Origin of the sequence: Ekhidna sp. (genome assembly GCF_965228795.1) — a bacterium.
In the GTDB taxonomy this organism is placed as follows: domain Bacteria; phylum Bacteroidota; class Bacteroidia; order Cytophagales; family Cyclobacteriaceae; genus Ekhidna.
This window is the reverse complement of record NZ_OZ245839.1, coordinates 3,858,419-3,875,139: the sequence shown is the minus strand read 5'-3', so window position 1 is coordinate 3,875,139 and position 16,721 is coordinate 3,858,419. Positions and strand designations below refer to the sequence as shown.

Annotated in this window: 10 protein-coding genes and 1 riboswitch; of the genes, 5 read left to right on the top strand and 5 right to left on the bottom strand. The window is 39.5% G+C overall.

The window, feature by feature from the left end; translation table 11 throughout:
* Positions 1 to 9: 9 nt before the first annotated feature.
* Positions 10 to 238: riboswitch (cobalamin riboswitch) on the top strand.
* A gap of 70 nt (positions 239 to 308) precedes the next feature.
* Entirely contained in the window at positions 309 to 2,150 is a 1,842-nt protein-coding gene (locus ACQK2H_RS17450) for a TonB-dependent receptor plug domain-containing protein (protein WP_425392663.1), read from the top strand.
* Here the strand turns inward: ACQK2H_RS17450 and meaB are convergent.
* A complete protein-coding gene (gene meaB / locus ACQK2H_RS17445; RefSeq protein ID WP_425392662.1) occupies positions 2,143 to 3,132 on the bottom strand; it encodes a methylmalonyl Co-A mutase-associated GTPase MeaB in 990 nt (329 codons plus the stop codon). The two genes, ACQK2H_RS17450 and meaB, sit on opposite strands and share 8 nt — an antisense overlap.
* A gap of 137 nt (positions 3,133 to 3,269) precedes the next feature.
* On the opposite strand from meaB, the gene ACQK2H_RS17440 reads away from it, so the two are divergent.
* From ACQK2H_RS17440 to ACQK2H_RS17430, 3 genes are all read left to right on the top strand, one after another.
* Positions 3,270 to 4,517 (top strand): CHASE2 domain-containing protein, encoded by a 1,248-nt coding sequence (locus ACQK2H_RS17440; protein WP_425392661.1) that lies wholly within the window; start codon positions 3,270 to 3,272, stop codon positions 4,515 to 4,517.
* Positions 4,518 to 4,553: 36 nt separating this feature from the next.
* A complete protein-coding gene (locus ACQK2H_RS17435; protein ID WP_425392660.1) occupies positions 4,554 to 5,498 on the top strand; it encodes a hypothetical protein in 945 nt (314 codons plus the stop codon).
* Between the two features lie 110 nt (positions 5,499 to 5,608).
* Positions 5,609 to 6,376, top strand: coding sequence for an SOS response-associated peptidase (locus tag ACQK2H_RS17430; RefSeq protein WP_425392659.1), 768 nt, complete (start codon positions 5,609 to 5,611; stop codon positions 6,374 to 6,376).
* 59 nt (positions 6,377 to 6,435) lie between these two features.
* Here the strand turns inward: ACQK2H_RS17430 and ACQK2H_RS17425 are convergent, their stop codons facing one another.
* Genes ACQK2H_RS17425 through ACQK2H_RS17415 form a run of 3 tightly spaced genes read right to left on the bottom strand, consistent with a single transcriptional unit; the run spans position 6,436 to position 13,559 of the window.
* A complete protein-coding gene (locus ACQK2H_RS17425) occupies positions 6,436 to 10,638 on the bottom strand; it encodes a CHAT domain-containing protein (protein WP_425392658.1) in 4,203 nt (1,400 codons plus the stop codon).
* 45 nt (positions 10,639 to 10,683) lie between these two features.
* On the bottom strand, positions 10,684 to 12,687 hold the full coding sequence (gene scpA / locus ACQK2H_RS17420; RefSeq protein WP_425392657.1) for a methylmalonyl-CoA mutase: 2,004 nt from the start codon (positions 12,685 to 12,687) through the stop codon (positions 10,684 to 10,686).
* A complete protein-coding gene (locus tag ACQK2H_RS17415) occupies positions 12,687 to 13,559 on the bottom strand; it encodes a methylmalonyl-CoA mutase family protein (RefSeq protein WP_425392656.1) in 873 nt (290 codons plus the stop codon). The genes scpA and ACQK2H_RS17415 overlap by 1 nt, the downstream gene beginning before the upstream one ends.
* Before the next feature lie 242 nt (positions 13,560 to 13,801).
* Here ACQK2H_RS17415 and dnaA point away from each other — a divergent pair, with 242 nt between their 5' ends.
* Complete coding sequence (gene dnaA, locus ACQK2H_RS17410) at positions 13,802 to 15,190, top strand: chromosomal replication initiator protein DnaA (RefSeq protein WP_425392655.1); 1,389 nt, start codon at positions 13,802 to 13,804, stop codon at positions 15,188 to 15,190.
* Here the strand turns inward: dnaA and ACQK2H_RS17405 are convergent.
* Complete coding sequence (locus ACQK2H_RS17405; RefSeq protein ID WP_425392654.1) at positions 15,187 to 16,623, bottom strand: trypsin-like peptidase domain-containing protein; 1,437 nt, start codon at positions 16,621 to 16,623, stop codon at positions 15,187 to 15,189. The genes dnaA and ACQK2H_RS17405 overlap by 4 nt on opposite strands.
* Positions 16,624 to 16,721 lie beyond the last annotated feature (98 nt).

The following is a 16,721-nucleotide window of genomic DNA, read 5'->3' as shown; positions in this document are numbered from 1 at the left end:
AAGTTGCTTAGTTTTGTGATAGACTATGGTTTTGAATAGGTATTACTTACCTGTTTGAATTAAAATGGGAATCTCGTGATCTGCCTTGCTGCTGAAAATCGAGAGCTGTCCCCGCAACTGTAATTCTGTAGAATGTTTTGGTCTAATCGAAATCCACTGCAGTGACTTATGTACGTCACTGTGGGAAGGAAGCCAAAACCAGATAAGCCAGGAGACCTGCCAAAGTCATTTTATTCGAAGCTTCGGGTGAAAGCAGAGGAAGGGGTAATCTCCATTCTTTCTACGAGGCTCATAGTAACTAAAAATCTATGAGGAAACTACAATTAATCATTGCATTAACATGCATGGGATGGACTGTCAAGGCACAGGACTCCCTCAAGGCCGTCCAATTGGATGAAGTGGTGGTAACTGGCACCAAAAGTGAAATACCTGTTGAAAAATCCGGTAAATCAATCGTTAAATTCACCAGAAATCAAATTGAAAACAGCGGGGCAAATACAGTAGCGGAAGTACTGAATCAGGTTCCTGGCGTTCAAATGGATGGAAATTTTGGTGCACCAGGTACAAACATTGGCTATTTTGTAAGGGGTGCTTCCAGTAAGCGTACCCTTGTACTTATTGATGGAGTACCATTTAATGATGCCTCGGGAATTGATCAAACGTATGATTTGAGATTGTTGGATCTGGATCAAGTAAAATCAATTGAAATTCTTAAAGGAGGGCTTAGTACTCTCTATGGTACAGGTGCCGCTGCTGGGGTGATCAACATTCAGTTGAGAAAGCCTGAAGAACAGCAGATTGGGGGGTATACCAAGTTAGAGTATGGAAGTTTCAATACTTTCAATGCCAATACCGGACTCTCCGGAACAATTGGCAAAATCTCTTATTTAGCCAATGCCGGATTGAAAAAGTCTGATGGTTTTTCGGCTGCAAAAGATGAGTCTGGAACAGGGAATTTTGATGATGATGGGTTTGAGGGATACAATTTTCTAGGGAAATTGGACTATCAGTTTAGCAGCTCATTCACTCTTGGGTTTACAACAGGATTTGATCAATTCGAAAACGACTTTGATACAGGCGCATTTACAGATTCCGAAACAAATTTTTCCGAGTATAAGCAAGTTCGTTTTGGTTTAAGACCATCCATTAAATGGACGGATGGTAGTTTAAAGGGTAATCTCTTTGTGAATAATCTAGATCGAATGTTTGATTCCTTTGGAACACAAACTGAATATGATGCAAAAAACTACCAGGTTGATTTGGTGATTGATCAAAACATAACAGATCAAATTAAGCTAATTGGAGGCATTAACTATCAGCAGCTAGCTTATAGTCAACCTGATGCTGAAGAGCAGAGCTTCAATATGTTAGATCCGTATGCGACACTAATCTATGACAAGAATGATTTCAATATTCAGGTTGGTGGTCGTCTGAACGTGCACAGTGACTATGGATCTAACTTCGTTTACAATGTAAATCCATCTTATATTTTTGATCTAGATGAAGTAGATGTAAAGGTATACGGGTCTTATGCCACCGCATTTATTACACCTAGTTTATTTCAGTTATTTGGACCATTTGGTGCAAATCCAGATCTGAAGCCGGAAGATTCAGAATCTGCAGAAATTGGAACTACATCTTACTTCAATGGACTCCAGCTTGACGTAGTTTATTTCTATCGAAACGATGAGAATCTCATCATTTTTACCGATCGATATCAAAATTCAGAAGAGCGAATAGAAACAGATGGGCTGGAACTAATCTCAACCCTTAAAGTATCAGAAAAATTTTCGGTAAGTGCTAACTATACATACACACGGAGGCTCAATGATGAAGTGATGTACAGAATTCCTGCTCATAAATATGGTGCGACTGTGACGCTCACTCCAATTAAAAACTTGACAACTTCAATTAATTACCTCCACACAGGAGATCGGCCGTTGAGGTACTTCGATAATACAACATTTACTACTCAGGAAGTAAATGGAGATTCGTTTGATCTGGTTGACTTGAACACTTCTTACCACTGGAAGGATTTTACTTTTTCAGGCGCTGTTAGAAATCTATTCGATACAGATTATCAGGCGATAGCAGGATTTAATAGTGTTGGAAGAAACTACACAGCGGGGATAAAGTATCAGTTCAATTAAACAACTCATCCACCGCTTTTCTTACTGAAAGCTTTTGGGAGGAGATCAGCTCCTCCCTTTTTTGTATTTCTATTTTAATATTCGGTTTTGAGTAAAATGTCTCTTCAAGCCTCGCCTGTATACGCTCATGAAACCATTTAATGGCCTGTTTCTGACGATTTTCAGCAAACCATCCATTTTTTTCCGTATGGGTTTGATATTTATCAATTTCCATCCATACATCTTTGATTCCGGATTTCTCAGTTGAAGAACAAACACCTACCGGAATGATCCAATCTGCCTCATTAGGAGGGAACAAGTGAACGGCATTTTTATAATCATCTCGAGCCTTTTTTGCAGATTTAATGTTCGCACCGTCAGCCTTGTTGATGACAATATGGTCGGCCATTTCCATAATTCCTCGCTTAATTCCCTGAAGTTCATCGCCACCACCGGCTAGCATCAAAAGGAGAAAATAATCTACCATGTCCCTAACTACCGTTTCACTCTGACCTACACCTACTGTCTCCACTATAATGATCTCAAATCCTGCTGCTTCACATAATAACATGGCTTCTCTGGTGCTGGATGCAACACCTCCAAGACTGGATCCGGAAGCTGACGGACGTATAAAAGCATTAGGATCTTTTGAAAGCTCATCCATTCGTGTTTTATCTCCAAGGATGCTTCCTTTGGTGCGACTGCTACTCGGGTCAATGGATAATACAGCTACTTTTTTCCCGGCATCAGTTAGTAGTTTACCAAAAGCCTCTATGAATGTACTTTTCCCAACACCAGGCACTCCGGTTATCCCAATGCGTAAACTTTTGCCGGTATTACTGATAATTCGATCGATTAATTCTGCTCCCTCTTTTTTGTCATCAACTCTTTTACTTTCGATTAAAGTGATAGCCCTGCTTAGAAAAACCCTATTTCCGCTCGTCAGGCCATCTATTAAGTCTTGTAGATGAATATTAGGTGTTCGCCGAAAAGTTGAATCCATAGGCCGATTATTAAAGTTTTTATTGCGTAATTTGAAGAAAAAATTGAACTCTTCTAATAGGGTGATTATGAACGTTGATGATAAATGTTTTAATTGCATATATAATCTTAACTGACTAACTCACCAACGAATAGACAATGTTTAGAAGATTCTGGCGGGATGTAATCCTGGGAACGTTTTTTATCATAGCGCTGATGGCGACTTTCGCATCGGTATCAGCATTTAAGGTCTTTGACATATTTGATCCAATTGGAGATGCTTTCGGCGACATGGAGTTTACCGACATCTACTTTTCACAATTATTGGATGATCCAATAGCTGATGAAAATGTGGTGCTTGTGAATATGGGCCTTGAGTCTAGAGCCGGTATTGCAATGATGATTGATTCAATCAGTCAGCATAATCCGGCAGTGATCGGAGTGGATTCATTCTTTGATTTACCCAAAGAAGATACTTTGGGAGATATGATGCTAATGGATGCGCTGAGTAGGGTAGAGAATCTGGTAATGGTTACCAAGGTTTTATATAACCCTGACACTGAAAAGTTAGATTCAGTTCACATGTCATGGCCGTGGTTTACGTTCAATGCTGAACCGGCTTTCGCTAATCTGATTACAGACGCGGAAGTACAGGAGGATTTAAAAATGTGCAGAACATTTAATCCAACCCTTACGACTACTGATTCAGTTACGCACACTGCCTTTGCAGTCAAGCTCGCTTCTTACATGTCTCCTGAAAATGCACAGGAGTTCATAGATAGAGGAAATGAGGAGGAAGTAATCAATTACAGGGGAAACGTACTTGATTATGGTGCTACAAAGTTTGGGAATAAATACTATGCTTTGGATGTGGGAGATGTTTTTGGTGCAAATTATACACCAGATATCATTGAAGGTAAAATTGTTATTTTCTGTTTTTTAGGTGAATATTTAGGAGACAGAGAAAATTTTGAAGACAAGTTTTTTACTCCTTTGAATGAAAAATATATTGGAAGGGCATTTCCGGATATGTATGGAGGAGTAATCCATGCAAATATTGTATCCATGATTCTCAATGAGAATTACATATTTTATTTGAAAGAATGGCAAAAAATTACGGTAGCATTTATCATGCTATTCTTGAACATCATGGCCTTCTCCTGGATATACAAAAAACTACCAAAATGGTACGATGGTATTACCAAAGTAATCCAGCTGGTAGAGTTTGTAGGGATTATTTATATCATGATTTACTTCATGGATATATTTAGTTTTAAATTGGATCTGACATTGTTATTATTTGCTGTCGCCTTATCGGGTGACGGACTGGAAGTATTTTACGGTGTGGTGAAGAATTCACTCACCAGAGAAGGAAGAAAGGAATTATTTAAAGTATCACGATTATAAATTTTTAGAAAACGCCAAATTATTATTGGAACTATTATGAGAAAGTTTGTTTCTATCGCAATTACCACTATGCTTGTTTTTGCTGTTGGAGTAGCCAACGGACAAGGATATACATTTAGAGTTTTGGCCAACAAGGGTCAGAATCAAGTTAAAAAAGAAGGTGCATCCACAGCTGTTGCACTTAAAACAGGAGCTACGCTTAGCGAAGGTGATGAATTGATTGCCTCGCAGGGAGCTTACATTGGATTGATGCACAAATCCGGTAAGACACTTGAAGTAAGAACTCCTGGCACTAAGAAAGTATCAGAGCTTGCTAAAATGGTTAATACTAAAGCATCTAGCGTGTCTAGTAGATATGCCAATTTCTTAGCGAACAAGATGAATGAAAAAGAAAAGCCAAACTACCGAGCTAGATTGAACGCCACAGGAGCGGTTTCAAGAGCTTTGGCGGGTGATGAGCAAATTCAAGTATTGATTCCTGCAGAGGATGCTAGTGTACTTGGAGATAATGCAATTCTAAACTGGGATACCCCGGAAGGAATGGAAGAAAATACATTCATCGTTACAGTTAAAAACATCTTCGATGAGGAGATCATGAAAGAAGAAGTTTCCGGTAACGCTATCGAGCTTGACTTCACACAAGAGCAAATGCAAAACGAAGAAGGTCTTTGGATCATCAACGTAAAAGCAAAAGAAAATCAGGATGTTTCTTCAGGGGACATTGCTATTAAGCGACCTGAAAATCCGTCACAATACGAAGAAGGATTAAACAGCCTAAAAGCTGAGGTAGATGAGTCAAGCCCACTTAATAAAGTGATTTATGCTTCTTTCTATGAGGAAAATGGGTTGATCGTAGATGCCCTTACTGCGATAGAAGAAGCGATTAAAATGAATCCTGAAGTAGATGATTTCAAAATCCTTAAAAAGGATATCATCGAGAGAAATGGAATCAAAGTCTACAAACAAGAAGGAGAAGAATAAGTAGTTTTAGAATAGAAACAATTTTCAAAAACCCTGGCTCGATATCGAGCCAGGGTTTTTTATTTCGATTTGATTGAGGCTGAGACGTACAATAATCGATATTTTTAGATATGTGCTATGATGTTGCTACAATGACCAAAAAGGCTAAGCACTATGCAAAGCGATATGGGTATCCTGCTGTATGGGAACAAGCCAAATTGAAATACCCTGAGATGTATCATTTAAATGGTTTTGATGAGCCCGATCTTCCGGTTATTACCAATGAAAAACCAGACATTGTGAGTTTTCATCACTGGGCGTTCGTTCCGCTGGTTTACGCTCCAAAGATTAATGGCAGACCTATGACCACACTGAACGCCAGAGACGACAAAATCTTCTCAGATAAAAGTGTTTATAAGCCTTCAGCCGAAAACAAGAGATGTCTTGTGATGTTAGATGGATTTTATGATCATCGCAAGAAGGATGGCGTGGCATATCCATACTTTATTCAATTAAAGACGAAGGAACCATTTCTGGTCGGTGGTCTGTGGCAAACATTTCACGACCCAACGGATAACATTTCTATTAATACAGTGACTCTGGTGACTGGACCAGCAAATAAAGAAATGGCCTGGATTCACAATGAACCGGCTTATTCGCCCGATTCACGGATGATATACATTGTAGATTCCGGGGATGATGATACCTGGCTTCATGGTTCTGAAGAAGATGCAAAATCACTTATAAAACCACTCCCTGATGGAATGCTGGATTATTATCCCTGCCAGCCAATAAAGGCAAATAAGAAACTAAATCGGACATATTTAGGAAACACACCCGATATTCAAGCACGTAAATATTATCCAGAGTTGGAGGAAGTGCAAGGGGGGTTGTTTTGAAAACATAAAAAAAGGACACCTGAATCAGATGTCCTTTGAAAGTTCTAATTGATAATAAATTAATCTAACCCAATCATTACGAAAGGTCCCCAGTATATTGGGTCTCTGTATTCATTTCGAATTTCTTTCTTCGCATCGATAAATGCTTGACGCTTATTGCCGGTTTCAATCCATTTACGATAAAACTTAATCATAAGCTGCTGAGTGGCTTCATCACTTACTTTAAAAAGGGACATGATGATTGTTCGTGCTCCAGCTACAAGGAATGCTCTCTGCAACCCGTAAACTCCCTCTCCGGCCTGCACCTCACCTAAACCTGTTTCACATGCTGAGAGCACTACCAGGTCCGTCTGGTCAAGGTTCAGATTCATGGCCTCATAGGCTGTCAGAATTCCATTATCAACATTGTAGTTGTATTGAGTCTGATTGAGAATGTCACCCGCGCCTGCCAGTAATAGTCCGGTTTTTAGAAGCGGATTTTCATAAGCAGCTGTCTGATTATATTCTTGATCCAAGGTTGATGCCTTTGGTGCAGCTTCTTTAAAGAATCCATGCGTAGCTACGTGAAATACTCTTGGGTTTGAAACCTGCTTGATGGAGGATTCATCTGCATTTTTCTCAGTAAACTTGTCGGTGGTCCAACCCTTTCTATCAAGTAAATCGTTCAATTCCTCAATTTCTGCTTTGGTACCTGGTAGTGGACTAACCACCTCCGCTGTAGACCTGGTTAACCCTGAGCTTGCCAAAGGTTTACCCGGTTGTGTTTGAATATAAAATTCAGGGTTGCCAAACATCATAGCGTATTCTTTCTCTGCTACCACCTTGGTTCTGATTTTGTTGATGAACAAATCCTTGGTATTACTAATCAATAAAATGTTGGAGTTATCAAGCACGTATTTTCCATCAGGTGTTGGTATCGCTTCCAGATTTATTTGGTTATAAACTCCATCCGGAGATAGATAAAGCGTTGACACCACGCCTAATTCCTGCTCAATTGGCTTCCAGTATTGATCATATGAATACTTATCCTGAATCTTGAATTTGATACTGTTTCGGTACGTTTTGAGGTATTTACTTTCCAGCTCTTTTCCATTTTCAAGTAAGATCATTTTTGGTTCTGAGCGCTTGTCTCCTTTGACATAGAGAAGCGCGTACATCACAGAATCTGTGAATACATGATCAAATACCCGGAAACGGACCATTTCAATAGCAACCTCATTTTCTCCTAAGGCATTTTTAACATCCTCCCAAAGGATTTGCCGGCTATCAGCACTTTGTGAGAATAGCTCTGATTTTAAACTGATATTCTTTTCAAGAAGCTCCAGATCATTCGATAGTTTAACCGGATCAATTCCATTTTCTTCTAAATCTTGGGTACTCATAGATAGAGCCGCAGTAAGGAGTTCTTTGTCTTCAATCCATTTGGTATACATGCTTATCAGTTCCTCATCATTACTATTCATGATTCGCTGACGAACCTTAATAGAGGAGTTTAGAAGTAAGGCTTTTGTAAGCAATGCATTATTGTAAAGTTCTCCTATGTATCTGGTGCTTCTGTTTCTACTGATGATTAAAGTGTTGTAAAATTCATAGTCACCTTTAATGGTATTCCAGAATTTGGCTTTCTCTCTCTCACTAAGTGCAGGGAAGTACTCCTGAATAAAGATTTTATAGTTAGCCAATACTTCCTCCATCTCATTTTGAGAGTCCTTATATCTAGCCTGCATGAAATATGTCTTGGCAAGCTTCGATTGAACCTTTACATATTCGGGGTGTGTATCATTGAATACCCGTTGATATTGTTTTTGAGCATCTCCATAATACTTTTCAGCTTCTGAGTAGTTACGCTGCTTGTAGAAGATATCCCCTTTCAGTACAAGTGAAGTTGCAGCATTGATATTATTTCTCTTTCCAATTTTAGCTTTCCAGATGCTCTCAGCTTGATTTAAGTAGGTAAAAGCAAGCGAGTAATTACCCGCAGCAATATTGGCAATGGCCATATTTTTTAATATTTCTGCATAGGCCGGATTGTTTGACCCCAGCTTCTTGCCGATGATTTTTTCGGCCTCCTGGAAGAGTGACTGAATCTGTGGGAGCGGCTTATCTTGGTAGAAATAAACAAGCGCAAGCTTTGATGTGGAGTTTCCAACATCAACGTGTTCCGGTCCGAACTTGTCTTTTTGAACCCTTATAGCATTCTTAAGCAGTGTCTCAGCCTTATCATAATCACCTATTGTTGTGTAGACATCAGCAAGTTGTAACATAGAAGGGACGATTTTGGTAGAAGACTCACCAAAGATTGATGTCGCTAATGTATTAGCTCTTCTGGCCTGCTGTTCAGCTTCTGTATAATCACCCTTAATAAGATTAAGGCGGGCATTTAGCACCAATGTTCTATTTAAGTGCCTACTGGTTGCTCCGAATTGTTTGCTTTTATCTTTGAGAGATTCAGTTAGCAGTTTGGTAGCATCAGCATAGCGACCAATGTTTATATAAAGTCCACCAAGATCGTCCTGAAACCCTAACCCCGCTCCATCAGCTGTCAATGCGCCTGAGGTACGTAAGTCTTCGGAATCATAAATATGCTCTTCAGCCTCATCATATTCTCCTCTTATAGAGAGTAGTTTGGCATTCGTAATGTAAGCTGATGATAAATAGCTTTTAGCTTCATCTGTTTTGGTATTGCTTATGATCCGAATGGCATTCTTAATATTTTCAGAAGCCTTTTCGTACTCACCAATGTTGATTTGAAGGCTGGCAATTTTATCAAGTTCACGTCCATACTCTATGTCTTGATTGTCATATTTAATCCGAGCCGTCAGAAGGGCTTCATCAAGAATTTCAGAAGCCTTAGCGTAATTGTCAGTTTCCTCGTAAAACTTGGCCAGGTGATTCATAATTTCAAGGTAATCGACATGACCTTTCGTTATTTCCGGTTCTACAATCCCGTGAAAACTTTCATCATAGATTTTTTTAGCCTCGGTGAACTTATCGGTAAAGTCAACATAGTAGTTGGCTAGCTTCACTTTCGTAAGATGATACTCCGGAGCATCAGTTCCTAGAAGAAATTCTTTGATTCTTAGAATCTCACTGTCATAAGCCTCTGTGTTTTTATGATTTCCAGCGAATAGTGACACCTTTTTCGCTAATTCAAGCAATTCAACTCGCTCAGAATGAAATTCCGGGATGGTAGGACTACTTAACATTTCATTGATGTCACTCTCCATCCTTTTAATGTCCTGGTTTGCTAAATCAAACGTGAGATCCATCTTATCCTCTGCTAGGTTGAAGATACTGGAACGATCAAATTCCCTTAGTGATTTCTTGAAATCAGCTTGAGTGATTTTCAATCGAGCTTTCTGTCCATTTTGGTAATATGCTCGCATTAAGTTGGCTTGCACAGTCATCACCGTATTATGAGATAGGTCATACTTCCGCACGGCCCATATATATGCATCTTCATAAAGCTTGGCTTGTGCATCTATAGCCAATCCATTTTCTTCGAGAAGCTTTGCATTGAGAAAGGCATTTTTAGCCCATAAAAGGTGACTTTTTTTCAAATTTTCATCCACCCATTGAAGATTGGAGATAAATGCTGAATCAGCGGATTGGTAATCTCCCATGCGGCGCAATGAATTTGCTTTAACAATCATCATTTCAGCAAACTCCTCTTTTCGATCTTCCTGTTGATCTTTATCTCCCTCTTCGGATAGTGCACGTTGCAAATAATAGTTTTCTTGATTGTTTACAAGTTTGATTGCCTGACTGTAAAATCCTTTACCTGAAAGAACTTGGGCGCGTTGTACATCCAGTTTGGCAGTGATATCTTCTATCAATGATCCCGATGCTTCAAAAGCTGATGTAGCTTTTTCAATAAACTCCCCAGCCAGGAGGAAATTACCATAGGATATAAGCACATCTGCAGCTTCCATCAAAACAAATCCATGCTCGGCACTTTGATCTCCATTAACCTCTTGGCTCATAGCAACGGCCTCTTGAAGTGGTTTCATCACGCTTACGAGCTCACCAAGTCCAACATTGATTTTAGCCTGCTTCACCAAGCCAATTGCATTGTACGGGTTGTTATACCCCAGGCTTTTTGTCGCTTTTTTCTCGAGTTTCTCTATTTGCTTCCTGGCTTTCGAGTAATCTCCAGATTCATATTTTTCCTCTGCCTTGTCGATGTACTTTTGATACTGAGCATCAACGGCGGTGAAACATAGTGTTAGCAACACCAGTAGTACTGATTGAAAATATTTCATTTTATACAGGATTTATAAAGAATAAAGTTATGGAAATTGCTTCAACTATGAACCCATCAGCTTGTTAAGAATTCTTTGTGCGGACTTAGATATGATTGTTCCCGGGCCGAAAATGTCTGTAACACCTTTTTCAAAGAGATCTTTATGATCATTTTCCGGAATAATACCACCTGCCACTACTAAAATATCTTCTCTTCCTTGCTTTCTAAGCTCTTCAATAAGTTCAGGAATTAGCGTTTTATGACCACCAGCCAGTGATGAAGCCCCTACGATATGAACGTCATTTTCAATCGCTTGCTTGGCCACTTCTTCAGGAGTTTGGAAGAGTGGTCCTATATCCACATCAAAACCTAAATCTGCGAAGGATGTAGCGATAACTTTTGCACCTCTGTCATGGCCATCCTGACCCATTTTTGCAATCATAATACGGGGACGCCTGCCATCATACTCTTCGAATTTATCTGAAAGAGCTAGTGCTTTCTTAAAGTCTTCATTGTTTTTGATTGCTGATGAATACACTCCGGAAATGGTTCGGTTTGTTGCCTGAAATCTACCAAAAACTTTTTCCATTGCCATTGAAATTTCTCCTAACGTGGCTCGTTCCCTGGCTGCTTCAATTGCTAATTCTAGTAGGTTTCCGTCATTTCCTGCCGCTTCTTCCAGGCTTTTCAGGCATTGCTGAACGCGATCTTCGTTTCTTGTGGATTTGATTTTATTGATGCGCTCAATCTGCTTTCTGCGGACTTCATTATTATCAACCTCCAGCAGTTCAATTTCTGTTTTTTCATCAGTTATGAATTTGTTGACACCAATAATCGATTCAGCTCCTGAGTCTATCCTCGCTTGTTTTTGAGCGGCAGCTTCTTCGATTTTCATTTTTGGATAGCCTTCTTCAATCGCTTTCGACATACCACCCATTTCTTCCACTTCCTGAATGATTTCCCATCCTCTTTTGATAAGGTCATTCGTCAAACGCTCAACATGTTTGGAGCCACCCATTGGATCAACCACTTTGGTGATGTTGGTCTCTTCTTGCAGGTAGATTTGCGTATTTCTGGCAATTTTTGCTGAAAAATCAGTGGGCAGTGCTATTGCTTCATCAAGTGCGTTGGTATGTAAGGATTGTGTGTGTCCAAGAGCAGCTGCCAGGGCTTCAATGGTCGTTCGAGCTACGTTATTGTAAGGATCCTGGGCAGTAAGACTATAGCCGGAAGTTTGGCTATGTGTTCTCAGTGCCATTGATTTTTCATTCTTTGGATCAAACTCTTTGATTATTCGAGCCCAAAGTACTCTCGCAGCTCTCATTTTTGCGATTTCCGTGAAGAAGTTCATTCCAATTCCCCAGAAGAATGATAATCTAGGGGCAAAAGAATCAATATCAATACCAGCCCTTATTCCTGTGCGCACATATTCCAATCCGTCTGCAAGTGTGAAAGCCATTTCCAATTCAGCCGTTGCACCAGCCTCATGCATATGATACCCACTGATACTTATTGAATTAAACTTCGGCATGTTTTGTGAAGTAAACTTGAATATGTCGGCGATGATCCGCATTGACTGTGCTGGAGGATATATATACGTATTCCTTACCATGAACTCCTTGAGGATGTCGTTCTGAATGGTACCGGTTAGTAAATCAGGTGATACACCTTGTTCTTCAGCTGCCACGATAAAAAACGCCATAACGGGTATTACGGCACCATTCATAGTCATTGAAACAGACATTTTATCAAGAGGAATTTGATCAAAAAGGATCTTCATATCCTCTACTGAATCAATCGCAACTCCTGCCTTTCCTACATCCCCCTTCACTCGTGGGTTGTCACTATCATATCCTCTATGAGTTGCAAGGTCAAAAGCAACGGAAAGCCCTTTTTGACCAGCGGCTAAATTCCGTCTGTAGAATGCATTCGATTCCTCCGCAGTACTGAATCCGGCATATTGTCGAATAGTCCATGGTCTTGATGTGTACATGGTAGCATATGGACCTCTTAAGAATGGTGGTGTGCCAGCTGAAAATCCGTCTTGTATAAATTGTTCCTTTCCCATTATTTCAGCTTTTCTTTTACGCTTTTAATGATTTTATCGGTCAACACTTCGATGTAATATGATCCTCTGCATTGATCCGTATATTCTTCAATGCCGCTTTCTTCTCTGATCAGGTTGCCTGTATTCCTGCTTATTCTTGGGTCGCCAATGGCTGTGGTAAAATCAATCGAATGACTACCCCCTAAAACACTTGCCAGCCCTGCGGTGGTATTCAGAAACCATTGATGTTCTTGAGATGGGTGGTTAGGGATGTGCGTGTGAATATGAACGTCCCCACCGTTTGATTCATGTAATAAATAGTTTAGGGCCCTGACTGATGCGATCTCTAAAAAGAAATCCGAATTCGATGACCGGTAGATGAATGGGAGGGGCTTTTCACCTAAAATTTCCAGTAATTGTTCGATCGGGTTTGTAGAGCGAACGACTAAGCAATTCCCATCAGGAATCATCTTCATTCCGGACGAATTCTTAACGTCTAATTTTTTACTTGACCTAATTGCTATATCGCAAATGGACCTATCCACATCATTAAGTGCTCTTTCAATGTAATTTTCATCTTCTACATTTAGAATTATTCCATCACATCCTCCCATTAATGCTTTTAGTACTTGCTTGTTAGCGTCTTTGGGTTCGTCAACTTTGACCTCTTCATAGAGTTTCCATCTATGTGATGGAAGGCTTGCAAAATATTCATCCAGATATTGAAGGTCACTCACGTCACTGTGGTCATAATAGCCTTCGAGCGTCATTCGGCTATCATTTTCCCATTTTAATTGCTCGTCAGGATTTTGACCTTTGAGTTGCTTTTCGGCCAATTTTTTCCATTGATCCTTATTAGTATCGGGAAAAATATTCAGGTTTAAATCTTTCAAAATTTTATATGTTGAGATGAATCTTTCACGAAATTAGACCAGAAATAGGATGTTAAGAAAAATTGCATTTTTTAAAGAATTTTCAATTGAAAATGCGGTTATGAGAACATATGAAACTATTTGAAATAATCAAGTTTAAAATCCATTTTTTTATGAAAATTATTTGAGACATATTTGATGCCCTTTCGAAAAAAAGAAGGGCCACCTAAGCCAAAATAAACCACTTATAACGCTAATCGAAAATGCACGAGAATATATGGAAAAACTGCCTTGAGTATATTAAAGAGCGCATTCCTAACCAAAGTTTTAGCACCTGGTTTGAGCCTATAACCCCCTTAAAGACAGAGGGTAACGTTCTTACTATTCAAGTTCCCAGTCAGTTTTTCTATGAGTGGCTTGAAGAACACTACGTTCACATCTTGAAAGAAGCCATTGCTAAGGAAATGGATGAGGGTGCAAGATTGGAATATTCTGTTGTGGTTGAAAATGAAAAATCACCAAAAAATTCCTCCACTTCCCTGAAAATCAACAACCTAACTGATCGTAATGGAAGTAATGCTAAGGGGATTAATACTGCATTTATCGATGATTTAAAGAGTGAGAATAATTTAAATCCAACCTATACTTTTGAGAATTTCATTGAAGGAGACTGCAACCGTTTAGGACGCTCTGCGGGATATGCAGTAGCTAAAAAGCCTGGTATAACTTCATTCAATCCACTTATGATATACGGGGGTGTTGGACTTGGAAAGACACACTTAGTACAGGCAATAGGGAATCATATTAAAAAGGATAACCCTAACAAGAAAATTATTTATGTAGCTTCTGAGAAATTTACAAATCAATTCATTGATTCTTTGAAGAACAATAATGTTCAGAGCTTTATCTCTTACTATCGGGAAGTTGATATTTTGATTCTTGATGATGTTCAATTTCTTCGAGACAAAGAAAAAACTCAAGAAATATTCTTCCATATTTTTAATCACCTTCATCAGTCCGGAAAACAGATTGTGATGACGAGTGATTGTGCTCCGAAAGACCTGAAAGGGCTGCAAGAGCGCTTAGTATCTCGATTCAAATGGGGGTTGACAGCAGATCTTCAACAACCTGCTTTTGAAACACGGATGGCGATCATTCAACGAAAAATTCAGGAAGATGGAATACACATCCCTGAAGAAGTGATTGAATACATTGCCTACACAGTTGATACCAATATCAGGGAGCTTGAAGGAGTGGTGGTGTCACTCATTGCTCATGCTTCATTAATGCAAGTGGATGTTGATCTGGAGTTGGCCAAGAAGGTGCTCAAAAACATCGTGAAGGAAATTGATTCCGAGGTTGGTATCGACTATATACAGAAAACTGTTTCTGATTACTTCCACGTTGGCCAGGATGACCTGAAAGCGAAAACTCGTAAAAAAGAAATTGTCATAGCACGTCAGGTGGCAATGTATTTCTCTAAAGACTATACCAACCATTCTTTAAAATCCATCGGATACCATTTCGGTGGAAGGGATCATAGCACTGTCATCCATGCATTGCAGTCTGTTAATGATATGATGGATACTGATTCCAAATTTCGCTACTCAGTGGATGAGCTAAAGAAGAAACTGAAAATGCGTACTGCCTAACGTCTAAACGGATAGTACACTTTTCTTCCTCGTTCATCGATTCCTATAATATCAAATCGTCCTCTAATATTTTCGAGAATTTTTGCTAATTCTTCCGGAGTATCGATTGCTCGGTTATTTATTTGGGTGATTATAAACCCCTTTGGAATACCCAGGCTGGCAAAAAAACCATTGCCTTGATAATCCACTACTTTCACTCCACTGTTGATTCCCAGTAGGTCACGCTCCACCTTTGAAACACTTTCGAAACTGGCATCTAAATCATCTGCATGATAGATATCTCTGGTAATAATGCTGGTAGTACCTTCTCTATTGGTCAGAATCATTTTCTTTGAAATCATTTCACTATCGCGTTCAGCTACAATGTTCAATTCATCCCCCGGATAACTTTTTGCGATCAATTCTTCCAGATTAGCTTTATTGGTGATCTGCCTACCATTAATTTTTCTAATGACATCTCGTTTCTTCAAACCGGCTTTATCTGCAGCACTTCCATCTTTTACATCGGTGATAATGACGCCATCCAAATCTTCAATTCCAATTCGTGTGGCTAACTCACTATCGATATCAATAAATTCTGCCCCTGTAAATGCTTTTTGAACTTCCCCGTACTTCACCAGATCATTAAAGACTTTCTTGACAATATTGACAGGAATAGCAAACCCATATCCGGCGTACGAGCCAGTCCTTGAAAGTATTGCAGTATTGATACCTATCAGTTTTCCTTGAGCGTTTACGAGTGCGCCACCACTATTACCAGGGTTAATTGCAGCATCTGTTTGAATAAAGCTTTCTATTGGAAATTTGTCCCTTAAGATATTGATGTTGCGTCCCTTGGCACTTACAATACCTGCAGTCACGGTTGAAGTAAGGTTGAATGGATTTCCGACTGCCAATACCCATTCACCAACTTTTACTTGTTCTGAATTAGCTTTTTCAATGACCGGCAGATCATTGGAATTTATTTTTATTACCGCAAGGTCAGTACTGGGATCACGACCTACCAGCTCTGCCTGATAGCTTCTTTTACCTGCTATTACCGTAATCTCATCTGCATCCATGATTACGTGGTTATTCGTTACAATGTATCCGTCATTCGAAAAAACCACTCCAGATCCACTCCCGATACGTTGTGAAGATCTTGGCTCGAAAAACCAATCCATCCAACCACCAGATTCTACTTCGCTCAATGTTTGTATGAATACGACACTCCCCGTACTTTTCTCAGAGGCTTCAATAAAATTCTCGTTGGGAATGATTGATCCGTATGAAACCTGACTAATAGGCATTGATGGTTCTTGCTGATGGATGGATTCCGGCTGCTGTAATTGCTGAGAGAGTTGAATGTTGTCACTATCATCAATGCTAGTGATAATCAATGCGCCAATCATCCCAGCGATTAAACCAATGCAAATAGTCTTGATCGTATTCATATCCTTGTAATTACCTGTAATGAAGTAAACTACAATACCTCAAAATTTATTCCATAAGGTTGTTAAAAAATGCAAACTCTTACCTTTGCCGACTGTTC